Genomic DNA, 23,896 nt, shown 5'->3' on the forward strand with positions numbered 1-23,896 from the left:
GCGCCTGTGCGGGCCTGTCGTAAGCCCTTCAGTAGTCGACACCGCCAAGCGGAAGGATCATAGTGCGGCTGATTCACGAAGACAAGCCGCAACTCATGGAAAGGATACGCTGAGTCGATGGTGGCCAAGACCTATGCCTTTGGAGTCGTAGGAATTCAAGCCTTTTTGGTAGAAGTGGAGGTGGATGTGGCCTCCGGGCTTCCCTCTTTCACCGTGGTAGGGCTTCCCGACAGCATTGTTCGGGAAAGCAAAGAGCGGGTAAAGAGTGCCTTGCTTAATTGCGGCTATCCTTTTCCCATGGACCGAGTCACGGTGAATCTGGCCCCCGCCCACTTGCGCAAGGAAGGAGCCGCCTTTGATCTACCCATCGCCGTAGGGGTTCTGGCGGCTTCAGGCTTTCTGGATCCTGTCGCGGTGGCTCGGCCCATATTTCTTGGGGAGCTTTCCTTGGATGGTCGTATCAAGGCTGTCACGGGATGCCTTCCCATGGCCATTCGAGCCCGAGAGGTGTGCCGAGAGGCGATGATCGTTCCCGCCGAGAACGCCCCGGAAGCCGCTATCGTTGATGGAATAGAGGTTTTTCCTGTCAATCATCTGGCCGAGGTGGTGGAGCATTTTCGAAACGCTCGGCCTCTGGCCAAAATGGAAGTATCCGCGACCGATTTTTTCTCTACGCACGATGAAGAATCTCTGGATCTGGCGGACGTCAAGGGGCAAGAGTATGCCAAAAGAGCTTTAGAAGTGGCTGCGGCGGGTTCACACAATCTTTTGTTGATCGGCCCTCCGGGTTCCGGCAAGACGATGTTGGCGCAACGTCTTCCGACGATTCTTCCCCCTTTAAGTTTGGAAGAATCCTTGGAAACATCCCAGATCTACAGCGTGGCAGGACTTCTTCGTGATCAGCCTTTGATTGCACGCCGCCCCTTTCGTCATCCTCACCATACCATCTCCGACGCAGGACTCATCGGTGGGGGTCATGTGCCTCGTCCCGGAGAGGTGAGCTTGGCTCACCATGGCGTTCTTTTTTTGGATGAATTTCCTGAATTTCGTCGAAACATTTTGGACTTGTTACGCCAACCTTTGGAAGACGGCCAAGTAACCATCGCACGAGCCTCCATGACCCTGACCTATCCGGCTCGGTTCACTCTTGTGGCCGCCATGAACCCTTGCCCATGCGGGTTTGCCGGAGATACCAAAAAACCTTGTCGGTGTTCGTCATTGGAAGTTCAGCGTTATCGTAGCCGCATCTCGGGGCCTATTCTCGACCGCATCGACTTGCATGTAGATGTTCCCGCTGTGGCGGTGGAAGATTTACATGGATCCGATAGGGCCGAGCCGTCACGAGTGGTACGCCAAAGGGTGATGGCGGCTCGAGAAAGACAAAGGGCTCGGTTTGGCAAGACCGGCATTTATGCCAACGCCGCTATGGGCCCTAAGGACGTAGAACGCTATTGTGCCATCGATTCCAAGGGCAAACGACTCCTTCACGAAGCGATGGACACCCTGCACCTGAGCGCTCGAGCTTACCATAGGATTCTCAAGGTCGCTCGAACCATCGCGGACCTGGAAGGAAGCGACACCGTGTACACCCATCATCTTCTTGAAGCCGTCCAATATCGAACCCTGGATCGGACCTTTTGGATATAAACGAAAGATTCCTGCTTTCCCCTGAAGCGGAAGTTGGCTAGTGTAGAGAGTTGCAAGAGGAACCTTGAAAAGAGCTTAAGAAATTGAAAGCGATTCGACCATGGAGCACCGTAATAGAAGTTCCACCAAGCATGCCAAGCATGGATTGTCTTCGGTAAAACGACCGCCTCGGGCAGGAAAAATCCTCGGCGCCGTCGCCGTTCTGCTGATTCTCGGCATCTTGGGCGCACTTGCGGGAGCCGCAGCCTACTTTCAATTGGAACGATCTCTGCCCAGCATTCAGTCTTTGCGCGATTACCGTCCGGCAATCGTCACCACCATGTATGCCGCGGACGGCACGGTGATCGGCGAATTTGCCGCTGAACGTCGATATGTTCGATCTCTTGGAGAAATTCCCCGGCACGTCATCTTAGCCTTTCTCGCCGCTGAAGATGCCAAGTTTTACGAACATAAGGGTTTGGATTTCGGGAGCATCCTGCGTGCCATGATCAAAAATATCGAGGCGGGAGGCATCGTTCAAGGCGGTAGCACCATTACGCAGCAGGTCGTGAAAACGCTGCTGCTATCCCCGGAACGCACATGGGTGCGGAAAATCAAGGAGGCCATTTTGGCCTACCGCATTGACCGTTCCATGACTAAGGACGAAATTCTTTACCTTTACCTGAACCAAATCTATCTGGGCTCAGGAGCTTACGGTGTGGAAGCTGCAGCACGTACCTATTTCGGTGTAAGCGCTCACGAATTGACCCTCGCTCAAGCGGCCCTGCTGGCAGGATTGCCCAAAGCCCCAAGCCGGTACAACCCTTTTCAGAACATGGGCAAGGCCTTGGAACGTCAGCAATACGTCCTGGATCGTATGGTGGAAGTGGGGTTCCTGTCCCAAGAAGATGCCTTGCGAGTGCGTCAGGAACCTTTGCATCTCGTGGAATCCTCCCAGGAGTCCTCTTACCCCATGAACAGCTTTACCGAGGAAGTTAGGCGGCTCTTGGAACAAAAATACGGCGCTCGAATGCTTTACCGAGAAGGCCTATCCATACACACCACCATGGATGTACGAGCCCAGCGCCTTGCTGAAAAAGCTCTCTTGGAAGGGCTTCGCCAGCTGGACAAAAGACATGGCTATAGAGGTCCTCACGGGAGGGTGGCAGAGGCCGAAATGGCTGAGTTTTCCCAAGGTTTGAATAAAAAGTACCCGCAGCCGAAACCGGGGGATGTGGTGGAAGCCGTTGTTGTGGGCTGTGACGCGAAGGAGCGCACTTGTCGCGTCCATCTCGGACCTCAACGAGAAGCTGTGCTCCCACTTAAAACTGCAAAATGGGCCTCCGGATATTTTGCTTCCCGCAAGCAGCTTTTTTCCAAAGGGGATCTCCTGTGGGTTCGTGTGGAAGCTCAAGGCTCTGACACCACACCATGGACAGTTTCCTTGGAACAAGAACCTCAGGCCGAAGGTGCCTTGCTGGCTATGAATCCTCAGACGGGACAAGTGGTGTGCATGGTCGGCGGGAAGGATTTTTCCAGGAGCCAATTCAACCGAGCGACACAAGCCTATCGGCAACCGGGATCGGCGTTTAAACCCATCATTTATGCCACAGCCTTGGAAAAAGGTTATACGGCGGCCTCCATGCTCATTGATTCACCCATCGTCAAAGAGGACCCGAGCTTGATTGGTCCGTGGAAACCCGCCAACTACGACAACGCTTTTTGGGGCCCCATCACGCTTCGTGACGCTTTGATTCATTCACGCAACGTTGTGGCCATCAAGCTCTTGGAAAATGTGGGCATTCATGATGTCCATGAAACTGCACGGCGCTTGGGGATACGTTCCCCACTCACCCCAACCCTGTCCCTAGCTTTGGGTTCTTCAGGGGTCAGTTTGTGGGAACTGGTCACTGCCTATTCGGCTTTTGCCGCTCAGGGCATGCGAGTGGAACCTTATTTGGTGGAAGCGGTCTACGACCGAGACGGCCGGCTTCTGGAAAAACACCAGGTCCGGCAGGAACGGGCCTTGTCGCCGCAAACGGCTTACATTCTCACGGATATTTTGCAGGGGGTGATCCGTGAAGGCACCGGGCGTTCTGTTCAGAGCATCAATAGACCTGCTGCGGGAAAAACAGGAACCACCAATGAACTGAAAGATGCATGGTTCGTGGGTTATACACCGGAGCTGTTGACCGGGGTGTGGGTGGGCCATGACGATCACCGCCTTTCTTTGGGACCCAAAGAAACCGGAGGCAGAGCCGCCGCGCCCATCTGGCTTTCTTTTATGCAGGAATATCTGCGAGACACGCCTGTGGAAAACTTTCTTGTTCCTGAAAACATCGTTTTTGCCAAAGTACCGAGAAGAAACGACGATTCTCAAGCCCCGGGAAACCGTGAGGCCTTTGCCGCCTTTGTCGAGGGCACGCAACCGTCGGTCTCCAGGGACATGTCATCGACGCAAGGGTCCTACGACGAGAAAGCCGGCGAAACCACTTCCGGTTCTTTCTTTAAATCCGATCTCTTTTGGGGCAACAATTAAAATCAACTATGTTGGAAAACCTTTCCCTGGAGTCTTTTTTCGCCCCGAGCGGCGTGCTTTCCAAAGCGTTGCCTCGCTATGAATCCAGACCCAGCCAGGTGGCTATGGCAGAAGCCGTATGGCAAAGCTTTATGGAGGGTGTTCCTTTGGTGGTGGAAGCCGGGACCGGTACCGGTAAAACCTTTGCGTACCTTATTCCGGCGCTTTTGAGCGGCCGCAAAACCGTGGTTTCCACAGCCACTAAATCTCTTCAAGACCAGATTTTGGACAAAGATGTTCCTCTTCTAAAGCGGCATTTTTTCCCAAAAGCCCGTGTGTGTTCCCTCAAAGGCCGCAAGAACTATCTGTGCCTTCGTCGGTTCAAAGAATTTGCTTACCAGCCGTCCTTTTTGAATCCTCAAGAAGCCAGCCTGTTCGGGGCCTTGCACCAATGGGCGGCTCAAACCAAAACCGGTGATCGCTCCGAACTGGATTGGCTTCCGGATCATTACCAAGCCTGGAACGAGATCACTTCAGGAGGGGAACAGTGCCTGAATCAGCAATGCCCTCATTACGCACAGTGCTTCGTTCAAAAAAGCCGGATGCAAGCGGCCAAAGCCGACCTTCTCATTGTCAACCATCACCTGTTTTTCGCCATGATGAACCTCGAAGAACGCGGTTCCGTGGATTTGCTCTCATCGTTTTCCGCTGTGATTTTTGATGAAGCCCATCATGTGGAAGATGTGGCTGCATTGTTTTTTGGACATGAATTTTCCAGCTGGACTATCACGGAATTCACTCGAGATCTCCTTCGAGCCGCCGCACATTCTAAAATCTCCACACAGCTTCGAAAGGAGGTCGCCTCGGCATGTGAGAGGCTCGCGCACCACACTAAGGAAATCGCCAAAAGCCTGAGTTCCGTCGCCACAAACCTCAATGTCCGACAGAGCCTCAATCTCTCCGATTCCAAGTCCGCTTTTCCAAAAAGTGCGGGGGCTCTTCGGGATGCTTTGGAAAATCTTGTCCCTCTGGTCCAGCAGCCAGCCAATGCATCCCCCCTTTGGGCTTCTCTTGAATCGAGGTGCACGGCTCTAGCATGGAAACTGGGTCAATTCCTCACTCAGGAAGATCCCGGCCTTGTTTACTGGTTTGAAATCTACGGTCATGTCTCAGGGTTCACCTTGCGGGCCACACCCTTGGAGGTGGCCCCCCTTCTCTTTGAAAAGGTTTTTAGCCAAAAGAAAAACGTCGTGCTGACCTCCGCGACACTGGCGACCGTGGAAAACCAACATCCCAACTTTCGCTACGCTCGGGAACGTTTGGGGGTTCCTGAAGAGGCCCGCGAGCTTTTCGCACCATCTCCCTTTGACTTTGAAAACCAGGCGGCACTTTACATTCCCAAACCGTTTCCTTTGCCTCATGAAGACCGCTTTTGCCAGGCTATGGCCGAAGAAGCTCTTAAAATTCTGCAAAAAACACAGGGTCGTGCTCTTTTTCTGTTTACCAGCTACCGAAACATGCATGATACACACGACCTTCTTGTGGACCGAATCCCTTTCACGCTTTTGTGCCAAGGAGAAAGACCCAAGAGAAAACTGCTTTCTCAGTTCATAGAGGATACCCACTCGGTTCTCTTGGCAACCTATTCCTTTTGGGAAGGAATCGACGTGCCAGGGCCTAGTCTCAGCTGCGTTCTGATCGACAAGCTTCCCTTTGAGGCTCCGAACGACCCTATCACTGCATCAAGGGTGGAACGCCTTACCCTAGCCGGTCACAATGCATTCTATCGCTACCAGGTTCCTCGAGCCGTGCTGCAGCTTAAACAGGGCTTCGGCCGTCTTATTCGAACTCGGCGTGACAAAGGTATTCTGGTTCTCTTTGACACGAGAATTTTAAACAAACCGTACGGGCGCATCTTTCTGGATAGTCTTCCTGCCATGCCTCTTGTCCATCGACTCGATGCCATTCCAGAGCGTCTTCTGTCCCTGGAGGATGCCAATGAGGCCACCTTTCGCCCTTCATCCTTGCCGTTTTGAACTGTTTATCCGGAAGCCCTTTTCTGAAGGGATTTGTCCATGGGATCGTGGGCGCCCAGCCCCCACAATGAGCGGCCAAGAGGCGTCTCCAAGAAAAGACACAGTTACAGGTTTGTCAGGGGCGAGGCGGCGCCTCGCCCCCTACCTTGGAATGGCATTAAAGACCTTGGTATGGCGAGTTCTCGAACACGCTCCTACCGCCTATCCTTGCCACTGAGTATTGGTTATACTTTTGTCAAAAGCCTTACCGAAGACGCCAGAAACAATTCGGCTCTCAGGTATGCATTGGGTGGAAAGGAGGGGATCTTATGGCGGCTTACAATCACAGATGTTTCCTTCTGGCCGTGGACGCATCGGAGCGCTGTTTTGGAGCGGCCAAGCGCTTCGGCCAATTTTTCAAGGATCGAAGGGATTGTCATTGGACGATTCTCCACTGCGTCCAACAGCACCTCATGTTGTATCCGGGCGAACTCTGGGATGCCGAAACTTCCCTACGGATTGCCAAAACAACTCAGGAAAAGATTTGTCAAAGCATCACCAATCGGTACCGAGAAGCCTTTGTGGAACTCGGGTTTGACGAGGCGAACATTGAGACTCTGTGCCGACTGGACACTTGGGATCCAGCCCAGGAAATCATCAAAGTGGCGGGAGAGAGAAAATTTTCGTCGATCGCGGTCGGTCGTCGAGGCTTGTCCCCTGCTGAAAACATTCTTATCGGAAGCGTCTCTTCCCGCGTAGTACACTATGAAGAACACCGAACGATTTGGATTATGGACCCGGATGCCCCTTCCACAGGCCATGTACTGATCGCTGTAGAATCGCATCCTGAATGCCGAGCCTTGACTTATTACGTCGGCGAGTGGATCGCTCCCATACCCAATAAGCGTTACACCTTCTTGCACATTCTGCCGCCTGTTCCGCCAGCTCTTTGGGATGACGGGCATATTTTGGATGAGCAAGAGCGGGCGGCACGGCTAACATGGAAACGTCATTGGGAGGAAGAAAGACGGGGTCAGGTGGATCAATTCATGGATGAAGCTCGAGAGGTTTTGCGTTCGCAGGGTATTTCGGAAAACGCTATTGAGTGCCGTGTCGTTCCTTTGCAAAAAGGTGTGGCCCGCGATCTGCTCGCCCATATCGACAGCGGCCAATATGAAGTCGTGGTGATGGGCAAACGTAGTCTTCGCGAGAAAAAACCCTTTCTTGTGGGCAGCCACGCCAACAAGGTGCTTCAGCATGCTCGAGGGGTGCATCTTTCCCTTGTGGGCAGGGCGTGCTGAAGGCTTTAGGATCGGTCCTTGACAAGAAGGCTTCAGTGCTCATAATGCCCGAGACTGCGCATGCTTACTAAGGAGGGGATCGTCGTGAATCATCGTATGTTCCGCTGGTTGCTCAATCTCTATCCACCCTATCTTGGAGCCGGCGTCCGTGTGCGACGTGTTTCACAGGATTTTCGAGAAATCTTTGTGGAAATGCCGCTTCGGTTTTTCAATCGCAATTACGTGGGCACGCATTTCGGCGGCAGCCTTTATGCCATGGTCGATCCTTTTTACATGCTCATGCTCATGAAAAACCTTGGTCCCAACTACATCGTGTGGGACAAAGCCGCCACCATCGATTTTGTCAAACCCGGCCGAGGAACCGTGCGAGCGCATTTTAAGCTTGAGGAAAAGGTTTTGGAAGAAATAAAAGAAAAAGTCAAAGATGGTGGAAAGTATCAACCCACCTTTACGGTCCAGGTTTTGGACAGCCAAGGCGATGTGGTGGCTCGTGTGGAAAAAGTTCTGTATGTGAGAAAAAAAACCTAAGGCTCGAAGGACCTGTGGGAGGGAAGGGCCCCTCGAACCGCCGGTCCTCCGCAGCGTGCATCAAGGAAAGGAGGGGACAAGCGTCGGTTTTGGTTTCAAGCAGATTTTCTTGTGAATGCGGCCGTTCGTTTTCTCATCGGGACAAGTCTTCCGTGCGACAGCTCATGCTCAATCTGGAGTGGAAAATCCATGACAAGCAGAACCAAAAGGATTCGTCTCAGCGAAGCCGCCGAAATCATCAAAGACGGCACACTTCTGACCTTTTCCGGCTTCACCATTTGGCGTCGCCCTTGCGCGCTGGTCTATGAACTCATTCGCCAAAAACGTCGACATCTCCATTTGATCGAGGTCAATAGCGGCCCGCACTCGGAGTTTCTTATCGGTGCAGGGTGCGTGGATGTGTGGGAATCCTGCTGGATCGGCCACGAGATTTACGGTAAGTACGGAGCCAACCTTGCTAGGCGGGTTCGTCAAAAGGAAATTATTTACGAAGATTACAGTCATGCCGAAATGACCTTTCGATTTCAGGCCGCCGCTGCCGGCATGCCCTTCATGGCTACCCAAACTTCCCTCGGGACCGACATTCATAATCCCGACTATGACATGCTGGGACGAGCCGGTCTGAGAAACGGTAAAAATCCCAAGATTCCCCGTCAGAAATACCATGTGATCGACGATCCCTTTTTTGGTGACGGCCAACAAATCTTGGTTCCTGCAGCCAAAGTGGACGTGGCCGTCCTGGCTGTTCAACAAGTGGGAGATGAAGGCACGGTGCGCATTGCAGGTCAATTCTTTACGGACCCTGAAGTGGCCCGTGCGGCGGACGTTACCATTGCCATCGCCGAAGAAATCGTCCCCGAAGAGTACCTGCGTCATGAATCTCATCTCAACAAGATTCCCAGCTTTCAGGTGGACTACATCGTGGAATGCCCTTGGTGTGCTCATCCAACAGGTATGTTTCGCTTCTACGATGTGGACGGAGAGTTTTTGCGCAACTTTTACGTGCAGACACGAAGCCAGGAAGGGTTCAACGAATTTGCCAAGGAGTGGATCTTTGGCATGAACCACGACGGCTACCTGAACAAACTCGGGGTGCCTCGACTCGCCCGCCTGAAAGCCAATACGGTTCTCAACTACAGCACACGCGTTGAACGGGGACGAAAGTAAGGGGGAATCTGCTATGAAAGATATGAAGCAGCTGGCCCAGCCCGGCGAATATACCCTTGGGGATCTTATGACTGTGGCTGCGGCACGGGAAGTCAAAGACAACGAAGTGGTTTTCGCCGGCACCGGCATGCCCATGATCGCTATTATGCTGGCCCAAAGAACCCATGCTCCGCGTCTTAAGCTTATTTTCGAAGCCGGGACTTTAGACGGCCGTCCCAAAGAATTGCCCACGTCGGTGGGAGACCCACGGTGTGAGGTGGGAGCCTCCGTGGCTTCGGGTCTCTATGAAGCTTTCAGTATCGCCCAGAGGGGCTACGTGGATCTGGGTTTTTTAGGCGGCGCCGAAATCGATGAGTATGGGAACGTCAACACCACCGCCATCGGCGATTATTTGAATCCGCTGCTTCGGCTCACAGGAAGCGGTGGCAATCCCGACATCAACTCTTTCGCGAAACGCACCGTCTATATCATGGTGCATGAAAAACGGCGCTTTCCCAAGAAGGTAAGCTACATCACCAGTCCAGGATGGCGTGTCAAGAAGTGGCCCTCCGGTGAATGGGTGCATCGCCGGGAACTCTACGGTGCGGCCTTTCGAGGCGGACCCAGTGCGGTCATCAGCACGGCCGGCGTTTTTCGCTTTGATGAACAAACAGGCCGCATGTACCTTGATACTTACCATCCAGGCATGAGCCCCGAAAAGATACAGGAAATGTGCGAGTTTGACCTGGACATTTCCCGTGTGAACGGAGAAACGGTGCCCCCGACTTACGAAGAAATTCATCTTATTCACAACGTTTTGGATCCCGAAGAAATTTTTTTGGCTAAACCTCGAAAGGATTGATCCTTTCAGGTACAAAAGTACATGGACTCGAAACAGAAAGAGCTTTCCTTCGGCCCGATCCGGCCGGGAAAGCTCTTGCTTTTTAGCAGCCTCACTTTCGGCTTTCCGACAATAAGGGCAGTCGAGGTTTTCCTGAAAACGCTGGTCTTTGGCACGCTCACTCTTCAGGCCGGACGTCGGCGCTTCCATGAAAAAAATCGGTTTTCGGACATGCTTGCGGCCGAAAAACTTCCTTTGCCCTAAGATTCCCTCCATGACAAAATCCAGTCTGTAAGAACGGCCGCTTGAAAAAAGATCATAGGTAGCGCTGCACCCCCTTGAAGGAAGTATGACGCACCCCACAGAGTCGGTGTTTGAGGAAAGGGGAAAAACCATGAGGATCGCCTACCTGATTGTGGCCTACAACAATCCACGACATTTTCCACGTCTTATCAGGGCCCTTGATAGGCCCAACTGCGCCTTTTTCGTGCACATCGACAAGAAATATGACATTAGCCCTTACAAGGCGGTTTCAAAATCCGATGTCATCTTTTCTCAAAAGCGTGTCCCCGTCTATTGGGGAGATTTCAGCACCGTGGAAGCCATTTTGATCGTCCTTCAAGAAGCTTTGGAAAACCCGCAAGGATTCCAAAGGTTCGTGCTACTGAGCGGCTCCGATTATCCTATCCGTTCGGCTCAGTGGATCGAACAATTCTTTGAAAAACACCCGGATACCGAATACATGAATCTTGTGCCCATGCCTTCCAAATCCCTTGGAAAACCTTTGACCCGTCTCACTTATTATCGGCCGAAACCAACCACTCCGTCCTGGATTCTCTTTGCAGCCAAAGCACTCATGAAGCTCGGCCTATGGCCGCGACGCAATTACAGAAAAGTTCTTGGAAATTTTCAGCCTTACGGAGGGTCCATGTTTTGGGCTTTGACCCGTGAAGCCGCGCAGTATCTTGTGGATTTTTTGAATCGACGCCCGGATTTCTTTGAATTTTATAGACACACCTATTGTCCGGACGAGATGATGTTACAGACCATTCTTGGTAATTCTCCCTTCGCCGCACGGACCCAAAGGAACCTTACCTATGCCGATTGGAGTGCCCGTGGTCGCAGCCCGGAATGGATACAGAGGAAACATCTGGAATTTTTCAGGTCCACGACACGGTTTCCAGACGATGATCCCTATGGGCCCGGAGAGATTCTTTTTGCACGCAAGTTTTCCGAGAATGCCGACGATTTGGTTCGAGAATTGGATCAAATCATCGTCGAAAGGGAAGCCTTGGAGGCAAAGGCGTGAACCCTTGTGAGGGAAAGAGTCGTCGGGGAGGAAAACGCGGCGGGGGAAGGAGGCCTTCGGGTCTCTCCCCCTTCCTCGACTTACAAGCACCACTTACCCGCCGGCTCATAAAGCTCGGCCCTTTGCGACTCTATGGAGTCACATCGTTTCGGGCCTGTTTGCCTATTCCACTTTGAAAAAGTTTTTCTTGTTGGCACCGCAGACGGGGCATCGTTCCGGAGGCTCATCAGCGATGGTGTAACCGCAGATGCGGCAGACAAACCAGTCCTTGACCGGAAAATTTTCAGGATCCTTCAAAGCATCTTCGTAAAGCTGCGCATGTATTTTCTCCACCTCGTTGGCATAGGTGAAACTGATCTCAGCTTGGCGCTCTCCCTCGGCCTTGGCGTCTTCGATCATTTGAGGGTACATGCTCTTGAACTCGTGGGTTTCCCCGGCGATGGCCTCTTGCAGGTTCTCCCGTGTGCTTCGAATGCCTTTGAGAACCCGCAGATGTTTATGGGCATGCACGGTTTCGGCGGCAGCCGCCGCTTCAAAGAGCTTGGCTACTCCCGGGTAACCTTCTTCTCGAGCCTTTTCAGCAAAGGCTAAATACTTGCGGTTGGCCTGGGATTCGCCGGCGAAAGCTTCCTTGAGATGCTTTTCGGTTTTGGACATTTGGGCCTCCTTCTGGCGTTTTGAGTGAATCAAGCGTTTTAATGTGTGCCTTCATAGGGTTCAAAGATCAACATGCTTAAAGTTAGGAACCCCCCCATACCCTGTCAATGTGCAGCAAGTTGCGAAAAAACGGGCAAGCATCTCAGTGTTTTCAGCAGCCGAAAAACCTTATAACATTCGTGGTGCCACCGAGTGCGGGCTCAGGCGGTGCGAGCTTTCTTGACAGGGCCGTCAAGATTTGAAAAGATCTTAGTGTTCCTCTTCCAGCGCTGAAGTCTCGCCATATTCGTATGAACGCTCATTCCAGCAGCTTTGTCTTGTGACATCGTTTTCTCATGGTGCGTTGGTGCAGCGTCTTTTGCAGTGAAAAACGCTGCCTGAAGAAGAAAACCTTCATGTCCACAAAGGGGAGGAAAGATTCATGGGCAAAGATCTGACTGTGGGAATGAAGAGGGAACTAACTTTGAAAACGCGCCCGGAACACTCCGCGCAACGTTTCTTTCACAACTTGCCGGATGTTTTCGCTACGCCGTTTTTGGGAGGTTTGATGGAACAAGTCTGCGCCGAATTGATCGATGAACATCTAGAACCTGGCATGCAGTCGGTGGGCATGTCCATGAATCTCAAGCACCTGGCTCCTACCCCTTTGGGCATGGAGGTCAAGGTGGTGGCCGAGATCACGGCCATTGAAGGCCGAAAAGTGATTTTTAGTTTAGAAGCCTTTGACGAAGTGGAAAAAATTGGAGAAGCAACCCACGAAAGATTCATCATCAAGGCCGATAAGTTCAACGTTCGAGTCCAGGAAAAAGCCCAGAAGATTTCCTCCTCATGAACAAAAAACGGAGGGCGCCATGGGATCTCATCAGATGGACGCTTTTTTTCGGCCACGCAGTGTGGCCGTCATTGGAGCCTCAGAAAGCCCTGAAAAATACGGAAACATTATTCTAAGAAACATCTTGAACGGTGGGTTTCGAGGCGCTGTGTATCCTATCAATCCCAAAAGTGAGACCATTCTGGGGCTACAGTGTTTTCGAAGTGTCAAGGATATTCCGGATACGGTGGATTTGGCAGTGGTGATCATTCCGGCACGTCTGGTGCCTCAGGCCATCACTGAATGCGTCGAGAAAGCTGTCAAAGGGGCGATCATCATCACGGGAGGATTCGGTGAGGCTGGACCGGAGGGAGAAGCCCTGCAAAGGCAGGTCGCGGACATCGCTCGAGCCGGCAATCTGCGTCTTATTGGTCCCAACTGTCAAGGGGTCAACAATCCTTATCACCCCTTGTGTGCTTCTTGGCCCTTGCTTCAGACACAAGGACACGTGGCCGTGATCAGTCAGAGCGGCACGGTAGGTGCCGCCATGATGGACTGGTTTTCCGATGAAGAACTGGGGGTTTCGTGTTTTGTAAGCCTGGGCAACCGTGCTGACGTGGATGAGACGGATCTGATTGAGTACTTCGAAAACGATCCCAACACACGGGTCATCGCTCTCTACGTAGAAGGTATCAAAAGGCCCGATGCCTTTCGAAAAACGCTCCAGATGTCATCCAAGCCCATGGTCGTTCTGAAAGCAGGGAGGACTCCCAAAGGAAGAGTGGCCGCCGAGTCTCATACCAAATCCTTAGCCGGAGTTGATGGCGTCTATGGGGCACTCTTTCAAAGTCACGGTGTGGTCCGTGCGGAAAATATTCAGGAATTTTATGATTTCGCAAAAGCCTTTGCCTATCTGAAGGAACCTGCGGGAAACCGTATCTTGTTTATCACCACATCGGGAGGCGCAGGGATTCTGGCTACGGACTGTGCGGAAAAGGAAGGGCTTGATGTGGCACCGCTTCCACCCGATTTGGCCGAAGCTCTGGAAGGCGTGATTCCGGCTCACGCCATTCGCGCCAATCCCTTGGACCTTACAGGGGACGCCAACGCCGCCATGTATCAAGCCGTGATGGAACGGGCTCGGCCCTATTACGACATTTTGGGGGTGATCTTCGGGGATCCCGTTGAAAACGCGGCCGATGTGGTCACACCGCAGGCGGATGAATTGGTGATTTTTTTGGGGGGCGCTGAAGTGGAAAAAGCGGAACGCCGAAAGATGCATCACAAGGGTGTTCCGGTTTTTCCCACCCCCGAACGGGGTGTTCGAGCCCTGGCACAGCGTCTTCCCAAAGCAAAGCGTATCAAGCCGGCTCGGACCACCTTTGTGGAAGGCCATGTGCAAGGCCGGGCGTCCAGTCTCAGCGAATCCCTTGCTTTTCTTGAAAAACACGGCTTTGAGTGTATTTGCCATCGTTTTGCCGAAAGTCCCGGCAAAGCTGTCCATGTGGCGCATCAATTGGGTTTTCCCGTGGCCCTCAAGATCGATTCACCGGACATTCTTCACAAATCGGACGTAGGAGGTGTGCGGTTAAATCTTCGATCCGGACAGGATGTTCGAGCGGCTTACGAAGGCATCATGAGCCGAGCCCGTCAGATGATGCCACAGGCTCGCATTCGCGGGGTCGTGGTCACCAGCATGGTGGCTTCAGGCCTGGAAGTTATTCTAGGCATGAATCGGGATCCCCAGTTCGGGCCCATTCTCATGTTCGGCTTGGGTGGTGTGACGGTGGAACTGTTTCGAGATGTTACCTTGAGGCTCCTTCCCATTCGTCGAGAGGATGCCTTTGCCATGCTGGAAGAAATTCAAGGGGCTCCACTCCTCAACGGCTACCGTGGAGCTCCGCCGGTTGATAAAAACGCATTGGTGGATGCCATCTTGAAGTTGGCCGAATTGGCCGAGTCCTACGAAAACCTTGTGGAAATCGACCTTAATCCTGTGTTTGCCTATTCGGAAGGCGTCCTGGTTGCCGACGCTCGCATCATCTGGAAATCATGAAAAGAGGAGGGTAAGCTTTTCCAATTGGTCAACAGGAAGCGGCTCGGGTAAACGTCCTCCAAAGATACACGCCGCCAGAAGACTTTTGGCGGCGTGTTCCAATTTCTCCAGTCGGTAATAAGCTTGGCGTATATCCCTGCCCATGGTAAGCGATCCATGTCGAGCAAGCAATACGGCTTGGTGAGCCTCCACAAAGGGCATGATGGATCGGGGAACCTCCTCGGTCGATGGAGTGGCGTAAGGGACCGTGGGAACAAGTCCAACGGTAACCCACACTTCCGGAAAAACGTCTGCGGGAAAATCAACTCCAGCCAAGGTCATGGCCGTGAGCAGGGGAGGGTGCGCATGAACCACCGCGTGCACATCCGATCGCCTTTCGTACACGAGAAGATGCATCCGCCATTCGCTGGAAGGTTTTCCATCCCCTGAAATCACAGCACCTGTCTCATCGATGACAAGAAAATCCTCGCTTTTGGCTTCCACCTTAGGAACACCGCTCGGGGTGATGAGGTACCTTCCCTTATCCAGTCGGCAACTCACATTCCCATCACTAGCCGCTATCAAACCAGCCGCGGCAAGTTTTTGGCAAGCCCAGACCATCTCCTCTCGAGCACTTGCTTCCCTTGGTTCCATGGTGAGCCTCCCGAAAAAGCGTGTGCGCATATTCTTTAATTTTTCCAGCGCCTATGCTACGTTATGAAAGTCTTTTTCGCAACGGCTAGAAAAATCAGTCGCCGATGATGGAACACGAAGAACATGGAAAGGCCTTTTATGCTTAAATGGTTTCGAAAGAAAGATGGCGAGGACAGACCATCGAATGGAGCTCAAACCGAGCCTGTCACGGAAGGGTCTTCGGAAGTTCAAGCTGAACTAAGCGTCTCGGAGCCTCAAGACACGCAACGGGGGTTATTGGCGCGTCTTCGGGATCGGTTGGCGAAGAGCCGAGAGCGGCTGGCGGACCGTGTGGATCGTTTGATTCTGGGGAAGAAACAAATTGATGCCGAGTTGTTGGAAGATCTCGAAGAAATCCTGATTACGGCCGATCTGGGGGTCCAGACAACACAGCTGCTCTTGGAGCGTGTGCGGGAAAGGGTCAAGAGAAAGGAATTGCAGAATCCGGAAAAACTTCGCGACGCTCTCAGAGAAGAAATCGAAGCCATCCTCACGGTGAACGCAGCTCCCTTGGATCCCTCTCGAGCTAAGCCTTTTGTGATCATGATGATCGGCGTCAATGGAGTGGGTAAGACCACCACCATCGGCAAACTGGCCCATCATTTCCGCCAAGACGGATTGACCCCCATGCTGGTTGCTGCCGACACGTTTCGTGCCGCAGCCGCAGAACAACTGGAACGATGGGCGGAGCGTGTTCAGGTTCCCATTGTTCGTCAGCAAAGCGGCGCAGACCCAAGCGCTGTGGTCTTTGACGCCCTGGATGCGGCACTGGCGCGACATGTAGACATTGTCTTGATCGACACGGCGGGACGTATGCACACCAAGGTGAACCTCATGGAAGAATTAAAAAAGGTTCACCGAATCATTCAAAGAAAAATGCCCGAAGCTCCTCACGAGATTCTTCTCGTTTTGGATGCCACCACAGGTCAAAATGCCGTGAGTCAAGCCCGTCTTTTTCGAGAAGCTTTAGGGGTCACGGGTTTGATTTTGACCAAACTGGATGGAACAGCCAAAGGAGGGGTTATTGTTCCCATTTGTCATGAATTAAAATTGCCCGTGCGATACATCGGTATCGGTGAAGCCTTGGAAGATCTACGACCTTTTGATCCCTCGGCTTTCGCTCGAGCCGTGCTCTAACCTTTATGCCGTCATGTCGACCAACGATCTTTCGCGCAACCCGTCAAGATAAAAGAAAAGGTAGGATGCGATCATTCAGGCGTTATGTGGTCAGGAGGCAACCGTGGCAGGACCTTTTGAAGGTGTGAGGATCTTAGATCTTTCTCGACTTCTTCCCGGACCTTTTTGCTCCATGCTCTTGGCGGATCTCGGTGCGGACGTGCTCAAGATTGAGGATCCCAAGGTGGGTGACTACATCCGCTGGTGGCCTCCCAAAATCGGGCGTAACAGCGGCTTTCATGTGGTCCTCAATCGCAATAAACGCTCCGTAACTCTTAACCTTAAAGATCGTCGAGGCCAAGACATCTTTCGTCGGCTGGTCAAAACGGCGGACGTGGTGCTGGAAGGATTTCGCCCAGGGGTGATGAAGCGGCTTGGGCTTGATTACGCCTCCCTTCGACAGATTCGCCCTGGGATCATCTACTGTGCCATCACAGGATACGGGCAAGAAGGCGAGCGGGCGCAACGCGCCGGGCACGACATCAATTACCTGGCTTTAAGCGGGGTCTTATCCTACTGCGGTCCAGGACCGGCACCGGCTTTGCCTGGAGTTCAAATCGGGGATCTGGGCGGAGGGGCTCTGATGGCGGCCTTCAGCATCGCGGCGGCCCTGTTCGCTCGAGAACGTACAGGACTTGGGCAAATGATCGACATTTCCATGACCGACGGCGCAACCATGTGGAATTGCCTGCGTTGGGGAAAATTTCTGGCTGACGGCAAAGCGCCGACACCCGGGGATGATCTTCTGAATCACGGCCTGGCCTGCTACAACATTTACCGCACCAAGGACGGTCGTTTCATGAGCTTGGGAGCTCTGGAACCTCAATTTTGGAAGGCTTTTTGTCAGACGATGAACAGACCCGATTGGGATCGGCCGGATTATTTCGACCCTGGGCCTCATCAAAGCCAACTGTTCCAAGACATCGCCAGCGTCTTTGAACAAAAAACTCAAACCGAATGGGTCGCTCTTTTTCAAGGCACGGATTGTTGCTGCGAACCGGTCCTGAACCTTGAGGAAGTCATGGCTGATCCGGCCATGAAGGCTCGTCAAATGGTGGTGGAACTGCATCACGAACTGTGGGGAACGTATCGCCAATTAGGCTGTGCCCCTAAATTTTCCGAAAGCCCTTCACATCTTGGCCGCCACGCTCCGGAACTGGGCGAGCACACTCAGGAAGTGCTCGCCGAAGTGGGCCTCAGCCCGGAAACCATCGATCAGCTTCGATCCCAAGGCGTGGTGTGAGTCTACAGCGCTTTTATTTCACGAAGGCCGCGCGTGCGTTATTTACCTCAGCGCGTGTGGCCTGGAAGTTCAATGGTGGTACAGCTGCTTCCCGGAGAGCAGCTCTTGGACGTGACCCTCGGCGCATCCTGGACGGAAGAAGAGGAATGCCCCATAACGTAACTGACACGGCTGAGCACTCGCTCCATCTCTTCCCCCTGGCACTTTTCACACACGAGCTGCACCTGGTTCTGTGAGCTGGAGGTAAGCACTTCCTGTATATGGCCGCAGCGGACACATCGAAATTCGTAAATTGGCATCTTTTTCCCTCAAATGAAAAATTTATGCGTAGCTCATTGCGAACCCTAACAAAGCTCTCAAGGCAAGTCAACCAATGCCTCGAGCCTTCTTCGGGTTCCTTAACGGGACTGCCTTCAATCCTTTTCCGTGAATGCTCGACTGACTGTCAAGCTGTGCTGGATCAGCGGCTCCGTTTCATGATCCCTCAATCCCTCAAGCTTTCACCCCCGAATCGTGAACCCGTTCTTCCTTCAACGTTGAGACCGGTGTGTTCAGCCTCGCATGCGACGCCCCAGACAAAGCTCCACACGCAATCTTTCGACCGGGAATGGATTTGTACGGGGGCCCTATGGTGATGAGCCAAGCTGTTTCATCGAAATGCCCTTTGAGCCTGTGCGCTCCCGATGCCGACCGAAGCTGCTTCGGCTGCTGTCCCCCTATACGGCCCCATGGCTACGATCCTTTGAACTGGGTGTCTTCCTTGAAGCGTGAATTCCGCGAAAACCGCGACGCCATTTCAAAGAACATTTTCTCCTCAAGATCCATTGTGGGATTTTCCTGTTGGGCCTTGGGATACCTGGACGCCAAAGGCCAACTTATCGGATGTTTGCTCCATCCCGCTCGAAACGAGGGTCGGGATCTGCGGCACCTTACGGGCTACGAAGAAAAATGTGCCAGGGAATTTTGTCTCCAAGCCAAACATTTCCACAGCCTGACAGCACCGACACAGACCTTTTGGCTCGGCCTCGCGGCAGGACTCTGTTCCTTTTACTATTCAAGCCCTCGGGCCAACCCACTTTTTCACGTTCTTTTGTGGGGCCCAATCATTTTGGAAAAAATCGCTCAATTCGCTCTGACTCAGGATCTTTCTGTCACAGAAATCATCTACGCATACCCATTTTTGATCCGCAAAGAGTTATCCCCTCGAGGATTCAGATTCCTGTTTGAAAGCGTGATCACCCGATTTCATGATCCTATTTTCTGGGAAAATCAAAAGATTGAAGCCGTCGTTCGAAAGATTCATGCAACCCTTTGTACCGAATTTATCGGTCTGCATGGCACGCGATATGACTCGGGCAGCTTCTACGTGCATCAGCTGGGTCTTGGGGAAGCCTTTGCGGACTATCTGCGATTGGTTCACGGCTTTCGTCAAATAGACCCCGAGACATTGCCTATCATCAAGAAAAAAGCCGTCATGGCATTGAAATCCGTCTGGGATTTTCAGCCCTGAGCGGATTTCTCGCCCTGAGCAGATGGTGTGCCTTCCCGGCTTTGCAGAAGGGTGCCATTGAAACCATGTCGCTCTCGTCGCTACCTCAATAAGGCCCCCCCATCGGCGTGGAGGCTCCTATAAAAGAGCGAGGTCTTACCGTCCTTGACGGTTTTCGAGGATTCTCTCGGTCACCTGTTCACAGGCGAAAAGCAGCGATTCCAGATCCAAGGTTTCCAAGACGCGGGAGTCAAAAAGAAATTTCACTCTCGATGGAAAGCCTTCCTCTTCATCCTCAGGCCACCACAGCAATCGAAGGCGCACCTTGGGCAAAAGCCCACATTCACCGGTCCAGTCGGCTTCGCCGCTCTTGGCAGACAATTCCTCAAAGAGAGGCGCGACAGCTTGCCGTAAAGACTCAGGATGACAAGGAAAAGCTTTGGCCAAAGGCTCCTCGCAGTGGGCTCGAAGACTCTTGATCTTGGAAACAGAATTGGGAAGGCTTTCCATCCCTACCCATCGCCCAGAAGGTTCCACGGCACCACCAATAACGTAATTGTACAAGAAGATCTTTTCCCAGGGGCTCAAGGGGCGCCCGTTCACAGACTGCACATCTTCTTCCGTTACAAGCACCTCGTCATCCAAATACGGCATACGCAAAGCAGGTTTTCCATCAGGACCTGGATTCCATGAAGCCCCGAGGGCCACAGCATTTTCCACAGTCATCCATGGACCAAGCGATGCACGCAAAAACTCGAGCGTTTTTTCGAAACTTTCTCTCTTTTTACCGATACCCTTATCCAATTGGCGTTGCAGACGTTCTCTAAATTTTTCCCTGGCTTCTTCAGCCATATGGGGGCATGCGTCCAAGGGAATTTCTCCCACCGCAGCCTGAGTGGCAAAGGCCAAGCAGGTGGGCTGGCCGCAATCCCCGCAGTTTGTCTTGGGGGTGGCTTTATAGATGTCTAAGGGAACAAGGCGGTTCTTGAGAAGCTCTCTTTTCTCGTCCACAATCCATCCTTTCTCCAAACCCGAAAAAATCTACTTTGGCCAAAAGCGCATCCCGGCACTCTCTTTTCCCCTAAGCGACATCGTCCCGCCAGCACATCGATTGAGCTGGAGGTCTGCGCTCCTAGGGAAAATATCGCCTTTTTTATTGGCAGACAAATACCGAGGAACCCTTTAAAGATAATGGTTTGGGCTCCCAGGAGCTTCATCATCGTGACACGTTTCATGGCTGACTGGTTTAACTTGACGGTCCCTTGAAGCTTTTCTAACTTATATGATGAATAGGCGCCAGATTAGCCGTGCGTCGTACGCACAGGCCACAGGCGTTGGAAGGAGGCTGGGTAGAATGAGGTTAGCTAGCGAGGGATGGATCAACGAACTCTTTTCCATGAAAGAGCGCATGGACGCTTTGTATCAGGATACCGTTCAAGCTGTGCAGCCCGACACGGACATGGCAGAAGCGATGCCGGTATGGGAACCTGTAGCAGATGTCTTTGAAAACGAAGAAAAATGGACGGCTGTGGTGGATCTTCCGGGTGTCTCAAAGGCCGATTTCTCTTTAGAGTTGGTTCAAGATACCCTGGTCCTTTCCGGAACGAGACCTGAGGGGATGGACAAAAGCTACGAAACGATCCTGCGTGAGAGACCGAGCGGTCCTTTTAAAAGGCAGTGGTCGCTTCCAGAAAACATTGAACAGGAAAAGGTTTCGGCAGACTATCGTGACGGTGTTTTGACCATCGTTGTTCCCAAAACTCCTGTGGCCTCACGCAAAGTGCCTGTGCGTGCTGAAACCTGAAACCTTTAAGGAGGATCAACTATGGGAAATCAGTTCCGCACCCTTGTGCTTCTTACGGCGTTGACCTTACTCATTGTGTTTATGGGCAAACTTCTCGGCGGCAGCCAAGGCATGGTTATCGCTCTCATCTTCGCTCTGGTAATGAATTTCGGCACTTACTGGTTTTCGGACAAGATCGTCTTGGCCATGTACCGAGCACAGGTTGTTTCAGAACATGAAGCACCCGAATTGTACCGCATGGTTCGAGAACTGGCCATGATGGCGGGGCTTCCCATGCCCAGGGTTGCTATTATTCCGTCGGAAACCCCCAATGCGTTTGCCACGGGTCGAAATCCAAGCAACGCCGTGGTAGCGGTCACCCATGGGATTCTGCGTCTGCTCAGCCCCAACGAGCTGCGAGGTGTCTTGGCCCATGAATTGGCTCACATCAAGAATCGCGACATTTTGGTAGGAACCATCGCAGCGTCCCTTGCCGGCGCCATCATGTTCATTGCAGATATGTTGCGATGGGGAGCCATCTTCGGCGGTTTTCGAGGCAGTGACGATGAAGACGGCGGGGGTGTGGGCATTGTGGGCGCTATGGTTCTTGCCATTGTGGCACCGTTGGCCGCCATGCTGATCCAGATGGCAATTTCCAGGTCTCGCGAATATTTAGCCGATGCCACCGGAGCAAGCATCGCCCAAAATCCTTTGGGACTTGCCGGCGCTTTGGAAAAGCTGGCCATTGCATCCGAAAGGATTCCTATGGTGGAAGCCAAGCCCGCGACGGCCCATCTTTTCATTGTCAATCCCCTCTCGGGCCGAAGCCTCGCCAGCCTGTTCAGCACGCATCCACCCATTGAAGAGCGTATTCGCCGACTGCGTGCCATGGCCCGCTAAGCTCGAACACCGAACGATTCCGGAGACGGCCACGAGCCGTCTCCGGGGCACGTCCTAAAAACAAATCACGTTTTTTCGTTTTGACAGATCCTACCTTTTTCAATAAAGCTCCCCTTCGGTGTGTGTTCCATGTTTCACATCATGAACGCTTATGAGGGCGCCTTCCACGGAAAGGGTGCCGTTTTGAGGACATGGTGGCCATGAAGACCGTTGTGGTGATCGGAACCCAATGGGGCGATGAAGGCAAAGGCAAAGTCGTGGATCTTTTGACGGCGCGTGCCGATTATGTGGTGCGTTTTCAGGGCGGGAACAACGCCGGGCATACCCTGGTGGTGGGTGGCCGCAAGATCATCCTTCATTTAACCCCGTCGGGAATTTTGCATCCAGACAAAGTGTGCATCATCGGTAACGGCGTGGTGGTGGATCCCAAGGTCCTTCTTGAGGAACTGGAACGGCTCAAGGATTTCGGGGTCGACGTCACCCCGGAAAGACTGGTGCTCAGTTCTTACGCCCATGTGATCATGCCTTATCATCGTCTTTTAGATGTGGCGCGGGAAGCTCGAAAAGGGCACGGCAAGATCGGAACCACAGGGCGAGGCATCGGGCCTTGCTACGAAGATAAGGTGGCTCGCACGGGCGTGCGAATCCACCACTTATTGGACGAAGAGACTCTAAGAAGACGATTGGAAGAGATTTTGGAAGAAAAGAACTTCCTTCTAACCCAATATTACGGGCAGCCTCCTGTAGCGTTGGAAACCGTCCTTGAAGAATACCTTCATTACGGACAAAGAATCGCTCCCTTTGTGGCCGATGTCTCCCTGCGTCTCAAGAAAGCGCTCGATTCTCAAAAGACCATTCTTTTTGAAGGGGCTCAAGGAACCCATCTGGATGTGGACCATGGAACCTATCCTTTCGTCACCTCATCCAGCACGGTGGCAGGCAATGCCTGTTGCGGTGCCGGAGTCGGCCCGACAGCCATCGGTCACGTGGTGGGTATCATGAAGGCCTACACAACGCGGGTCGGTGGAGGGCCTTTTCCTACAGAACTGAACGACCCGACCGGGGAACACATTCGTACCTGTGGCGGAGAATTCGGTTCCACCACAGGGCGTCCTCGACGTTGTGGCTGGTTGGATTTGTGTGTGGTCAAGGACGCAGTGCGCTTGAACGGTTTGGCGAGTCTGGCCGTCACAAAGCTGGACGTGCTCACCGGGCTGCCACGGCTGCGTATGGCGGTGGGATACCGTTGCGCAGGAACCGTGCTGGACGGAAGACCCCCCGAACTGGAACGCATCGAACAATGTGAACCCATCTATGAAGACCTTGAGGGCTGGGAAACCGACTTGAGGCAGGTGCGTCGTTTTGAGGACCTGCCGGCAGCGGCGCGACGTTACCTGGAAGCCGTTCAAGACCATGTGGGAATACCTTTCTCCATTATCTCGGTAGGACCAGGCCGAGAAGAAACCATCATCCTTCAAGATCCTTTTTCTCGTTAGAGGGTTCACCGAACCTAACTCTTCATGGCCGAAAAGTGCCGGGTAAGGAGGCGGGGCTTTTCGGCCAAAGGATGCATCCTTTCCCAATCATCGCTCAAGGACGCCGATTCGGGTTCAAGTTGACAGCGGTGGGATTTTTCCGATAAAGTAAATATGTCTACAGTTCACTTATCCACAATCTCTGACGGTAACCGGGCGAGAAAGAATCCCCAAGGAGGGGTTGACCATGGGGAAGAGGGAATTTGACCATGCCACAAAGCCCGTCCGAATGGCCGTGCCTTTCCATCGACCGTTCCTCATGAATATCCCACATCGAATCAGAGGCCTAG

General features: G+C 52.8%; 20 protein-coding genes. 16 read left to right on the top strand and 4 right to left on the bottom strand.

Annotated features, from left to right (window positions below; all coding sequences use genetic code 11):
- The first annotated feature begins 117 nt into the window (after positions 1-117).
- The 8 genes from WHS46_09415 (at position 118) to WHS46_09450 (ending at position 11,284) form a co-directional block, all read left to right on the top strand.
- Positions 118-1,647 (top strand): YifB family Mg chelatase-like AAA ATPase, encoded by a 1,530-nt coding sequence (locus WHS46_09415; GenBank protein MEJ5348892.1) that lies wholly within the window; start codon positions 118-120, stop codon positions 1,645-1,647.
- Positions 1,648-1,747: 100 nt separating this feature from the next.
- The gene (locus WHS46_09420; protein ID MEJ5348893.1) at positions 1,748-4,165 is read left to right on the top strand and encodes a PBP1A family penicillin-binding protein; all 2,418 of its coding nucleotides are present in this window, start codon (positions 1,748-1,750) and stop codon (positions 4,163-4,165) included.
- 8 nt (positions 4,166-4,173) lie between these two features.
- Positions 4,174-6,180: an ATP-dependent DNA helicase gene (locus WHS46_09425; GenBank protein ID MEJ5348894.1), complete on the top strand. Its 2,007-nt coding sequence runs from the start codon at positions 4,174-4,176 to the stop codon at positions 6,178-6,180.
- Positions 6,181-6,488: 308 nt separating this feature from the next.
- Positions 6,489-7,460, top strand: coding sequence for a universal stress protein (locus WHS46_09430; GenBank protein MEJ5348895.1), 972 nt, complete (start codon positions 6,489-6,491; stop codon positions 7,458-7,460).
- 84 nt (positions 7,461-7,544) lie between these two features.
- Complete coding sequence (locus tag WHS46_09435) at positions 7,545-7,988, top strand: DUF4442 domain-containing protein (GenBank protein ID MEJ5348896.1); 444 nt, start codon at positions 7,545-7,547, stop codon at positions 7,986-7,988.
- Positions 7,989-8,177: 189 nt separating this feature from the next.
- Positions 8,178-9,155 (top strand): CoA transferase, encoded by a 978-nt coding sequence (locus tag WHS46_09440; protein MEJ5348897.1) that lies wholly within the window; start codon positions 8,178-8,180, stop codon positions 9,153-9,155.
- 13 nt (positions 9,156-9,168) lie between these two features.
- Positions 9,169-9,996, top strand: a complete 828-nt coding sequence (locus tag WHS46_09445) for a CoA-transferase (protein MEJ5348898.1) — start codon at positions 9,169-9,171, stop codon at positions 9,994-9,996.
- A gap of 373 nt (positions 9,997-10,369) precedes the next feature.
- Positions 10,370-11,284 carry a beta-1,6-N-acetylglucosaminyltransferase gene (locus WHS46_09450; protein MEJ5348899.1) on the top strand — a complete coding sequence of 305 codons (915 nt, stop codon included), beginning with the start codon at positions 10,370-10,372 and terminating at the stop codon, positions 11,282-11,284.
- Between the two features lie 162 nt (positions 11,285-11,446).
- On the opposite strand, the gene WHS46_09455 is transcribed toward WHS46_09450, so the two are convergent.
- The gene (locus tag WHS46_09455; GenBank protein MEJ5348900.1) at positions 11,447-11,941 is read right to left on the bottom strand and encodes a rubrerythrin family protein; all 495 of its coding nucleotides are present in this window, start codon (positions 11,939-11,941) and stop codon (positions 11,447-11,449) included.
- Positions 11,942-12,362: 421 nt separating this feature from the next.
- Between WHS46_09455 and WHS46_09460 the strand changes: the two genes are divergently transcribed.
- Both WHS46_09460 and WHS46_09465 read left to right on the top strand, forming a co-directional pair.
- On the top strand, positions 12,363-12,773 hold the full coding sequence (locus WHS46_09460; GenBank protein MEJ5348901.1) for a thioesterase family protein: 411 nt from the start codon (positions 12,363-12,365) through the stop codon (positions 12,771-12,773).
- A gap of 19 nt (positions 12,774-12,792) precedes the next feature.
- Positions 12,793-14,808 carry an acetate--CoA ligase family protein gene (locus tag WHS46_09465; GenBank protein ID MEJ5348902.1) on the top strand — a complete coding sequence of 672 codons (2,016 nt, stop codon included), beginning with the start codon at positions 12,793-12,795 and terminating at the stop codon, positions 14,806-14,808.
- Here the strand turns inward: WHS46_09465 and WHS46_09470 are convergent.
- On the bottom strand, positions 14,803-15,441 hold the full coding sequence (locus tag WHS46_09470) for a class II aldolase/adducin family protein (GenBank protein MEJ5348903.1): 639 nt from the start codon (positions 15,439-15,441) through the stop codon (positions 14,803-14,805). The genes WHS46_09465 and WHS46_09470 overlap by 6 nt on opposite strands.
- 123 nt (positions 15,442-15,564) lie before the next feature.
- Between WHS46_09470 and ftsY the strand changes: the two genes are divergently transcribed.
- Entirely contained in the window at positions 15,565-16,617 is a 1,053-nt protein-coding gene (gene ftsY, locus WHS46_09475; GenBank protein ID MEJ5348904.1) for a signal recognition particle-docking protein FtsY, read from the top strand.
- Positions 16,618-16,720: 103 nt separating this feature from the next.
- Positions 16,721-17,899 (top strand): CaiB/BaiF CoA-transferase family protein, encoded by a 1,179-nt coding sequence (locus tag WHS46_09480; GenBank protein ID MEJ5348905.1) that lies wholly within the window; start codon positions 16,721-16,723, stop codon positions 17,897-17,899.
- 47 nt (positions 17,900-17,946) lie between these two features.
- Here the strand turns inward: WHS46_09480 and WHS46_09485 are convergent, their stop codons facing one another.
- Positions 17,947-18,198, bottom strand: a complete 252-nt coding sequence (locus tag WHS46_09485) for a zinc ribbon domain-containing protein (protein ID MEJ5348906.1) — start codon at positions 18,196-18,198, stop codon at positions 17,947-17,949.
- 329 nt (positions 18,199-18,527) lie between these two features.
- Here WHS46_09485 and WHS46_09490 point away from each other — a divergent pair, with 329 nt between their 5' ends.
- A complete protein-coding gene (locus WHS46_09490; protein MEJ5348907.1) occupies positions 18,528-19,409 on the top strand; it encodes a hypothetical protein in 882 nt (293 codons plus the stop codon).
- 135 nt (positions 19,410-19,544) lie between these two features.
- On the opposite strand, the gene WHS46_09495 is transcribed toward WHS46_09490, so the two are convergent.
- Positions 19,545-20,399 carry a DUF3786 domain-containing protein gene (locus WHS46_09495; GenBank protein MEJ5348908.1) on the bottom strand — a complete coding sequence of 285 codons (855 nt, stop codon included), beginning with the start codon at positions 20,397-20,399 and terminating at the stop codon, positions 19,545-19,547.
- Positions 20,400-20,742: 343 nt separating this feature from the next.
- Between WHS46_09495 and WHS46_09500 the strand changes: the two genes are divergently transcribed.
- From WHS46_09500 to WHS46_09510, 3 genes are all read left to right on the top strand, one after another.
- Positions 20,743-21,192 carry an Hsp20/alpha crystallin family protein gene (locus tag WHS46_09500; GenBank protein ID MEJ5348909.1) on the top strand — a complete coding sequence of 150 codons (450 nt, stop codon included), beginning with the start codon at positions 20,743-20,745 and terminating at the stop codon, positions 21,190-21,192.
- A 21-nt stretch (positions 21,193-21,213) separates the two neighbouring features.
- Positions 21,214-22,071, top strand: coding sequence for a zinc metalloprotease HtpX (gene htpX, locus WHS46_09505; GenBank protein MEJ5348910.1), 858 nt, complete (start codon positions 21,214-21,216; stop codon positions 22,069-22,071).
- 200 nt (positions 22,072-22,271) lie between these two features.
- A complete protein-coding gene (locus WHS46_09510) occupies positions 22,272-23,567 on the top strand; it encodes an adenylosuccinate synthase (GenBank protein MEJ5348911.1) in 1,296 nt (431 codons plus the stop codon).
- The last annotated feature ends 329 nt before the right edge of the window (positions 23,568-23,896 follow it).

This window comes from Desulfosoma sp., assembly GCA_037481875.1.
Lineage (GTDB): Bacteria > Desulfobacterota > Syntrophobacteria > Syntrophobacterales > DSM-9756 > Desulfosoma.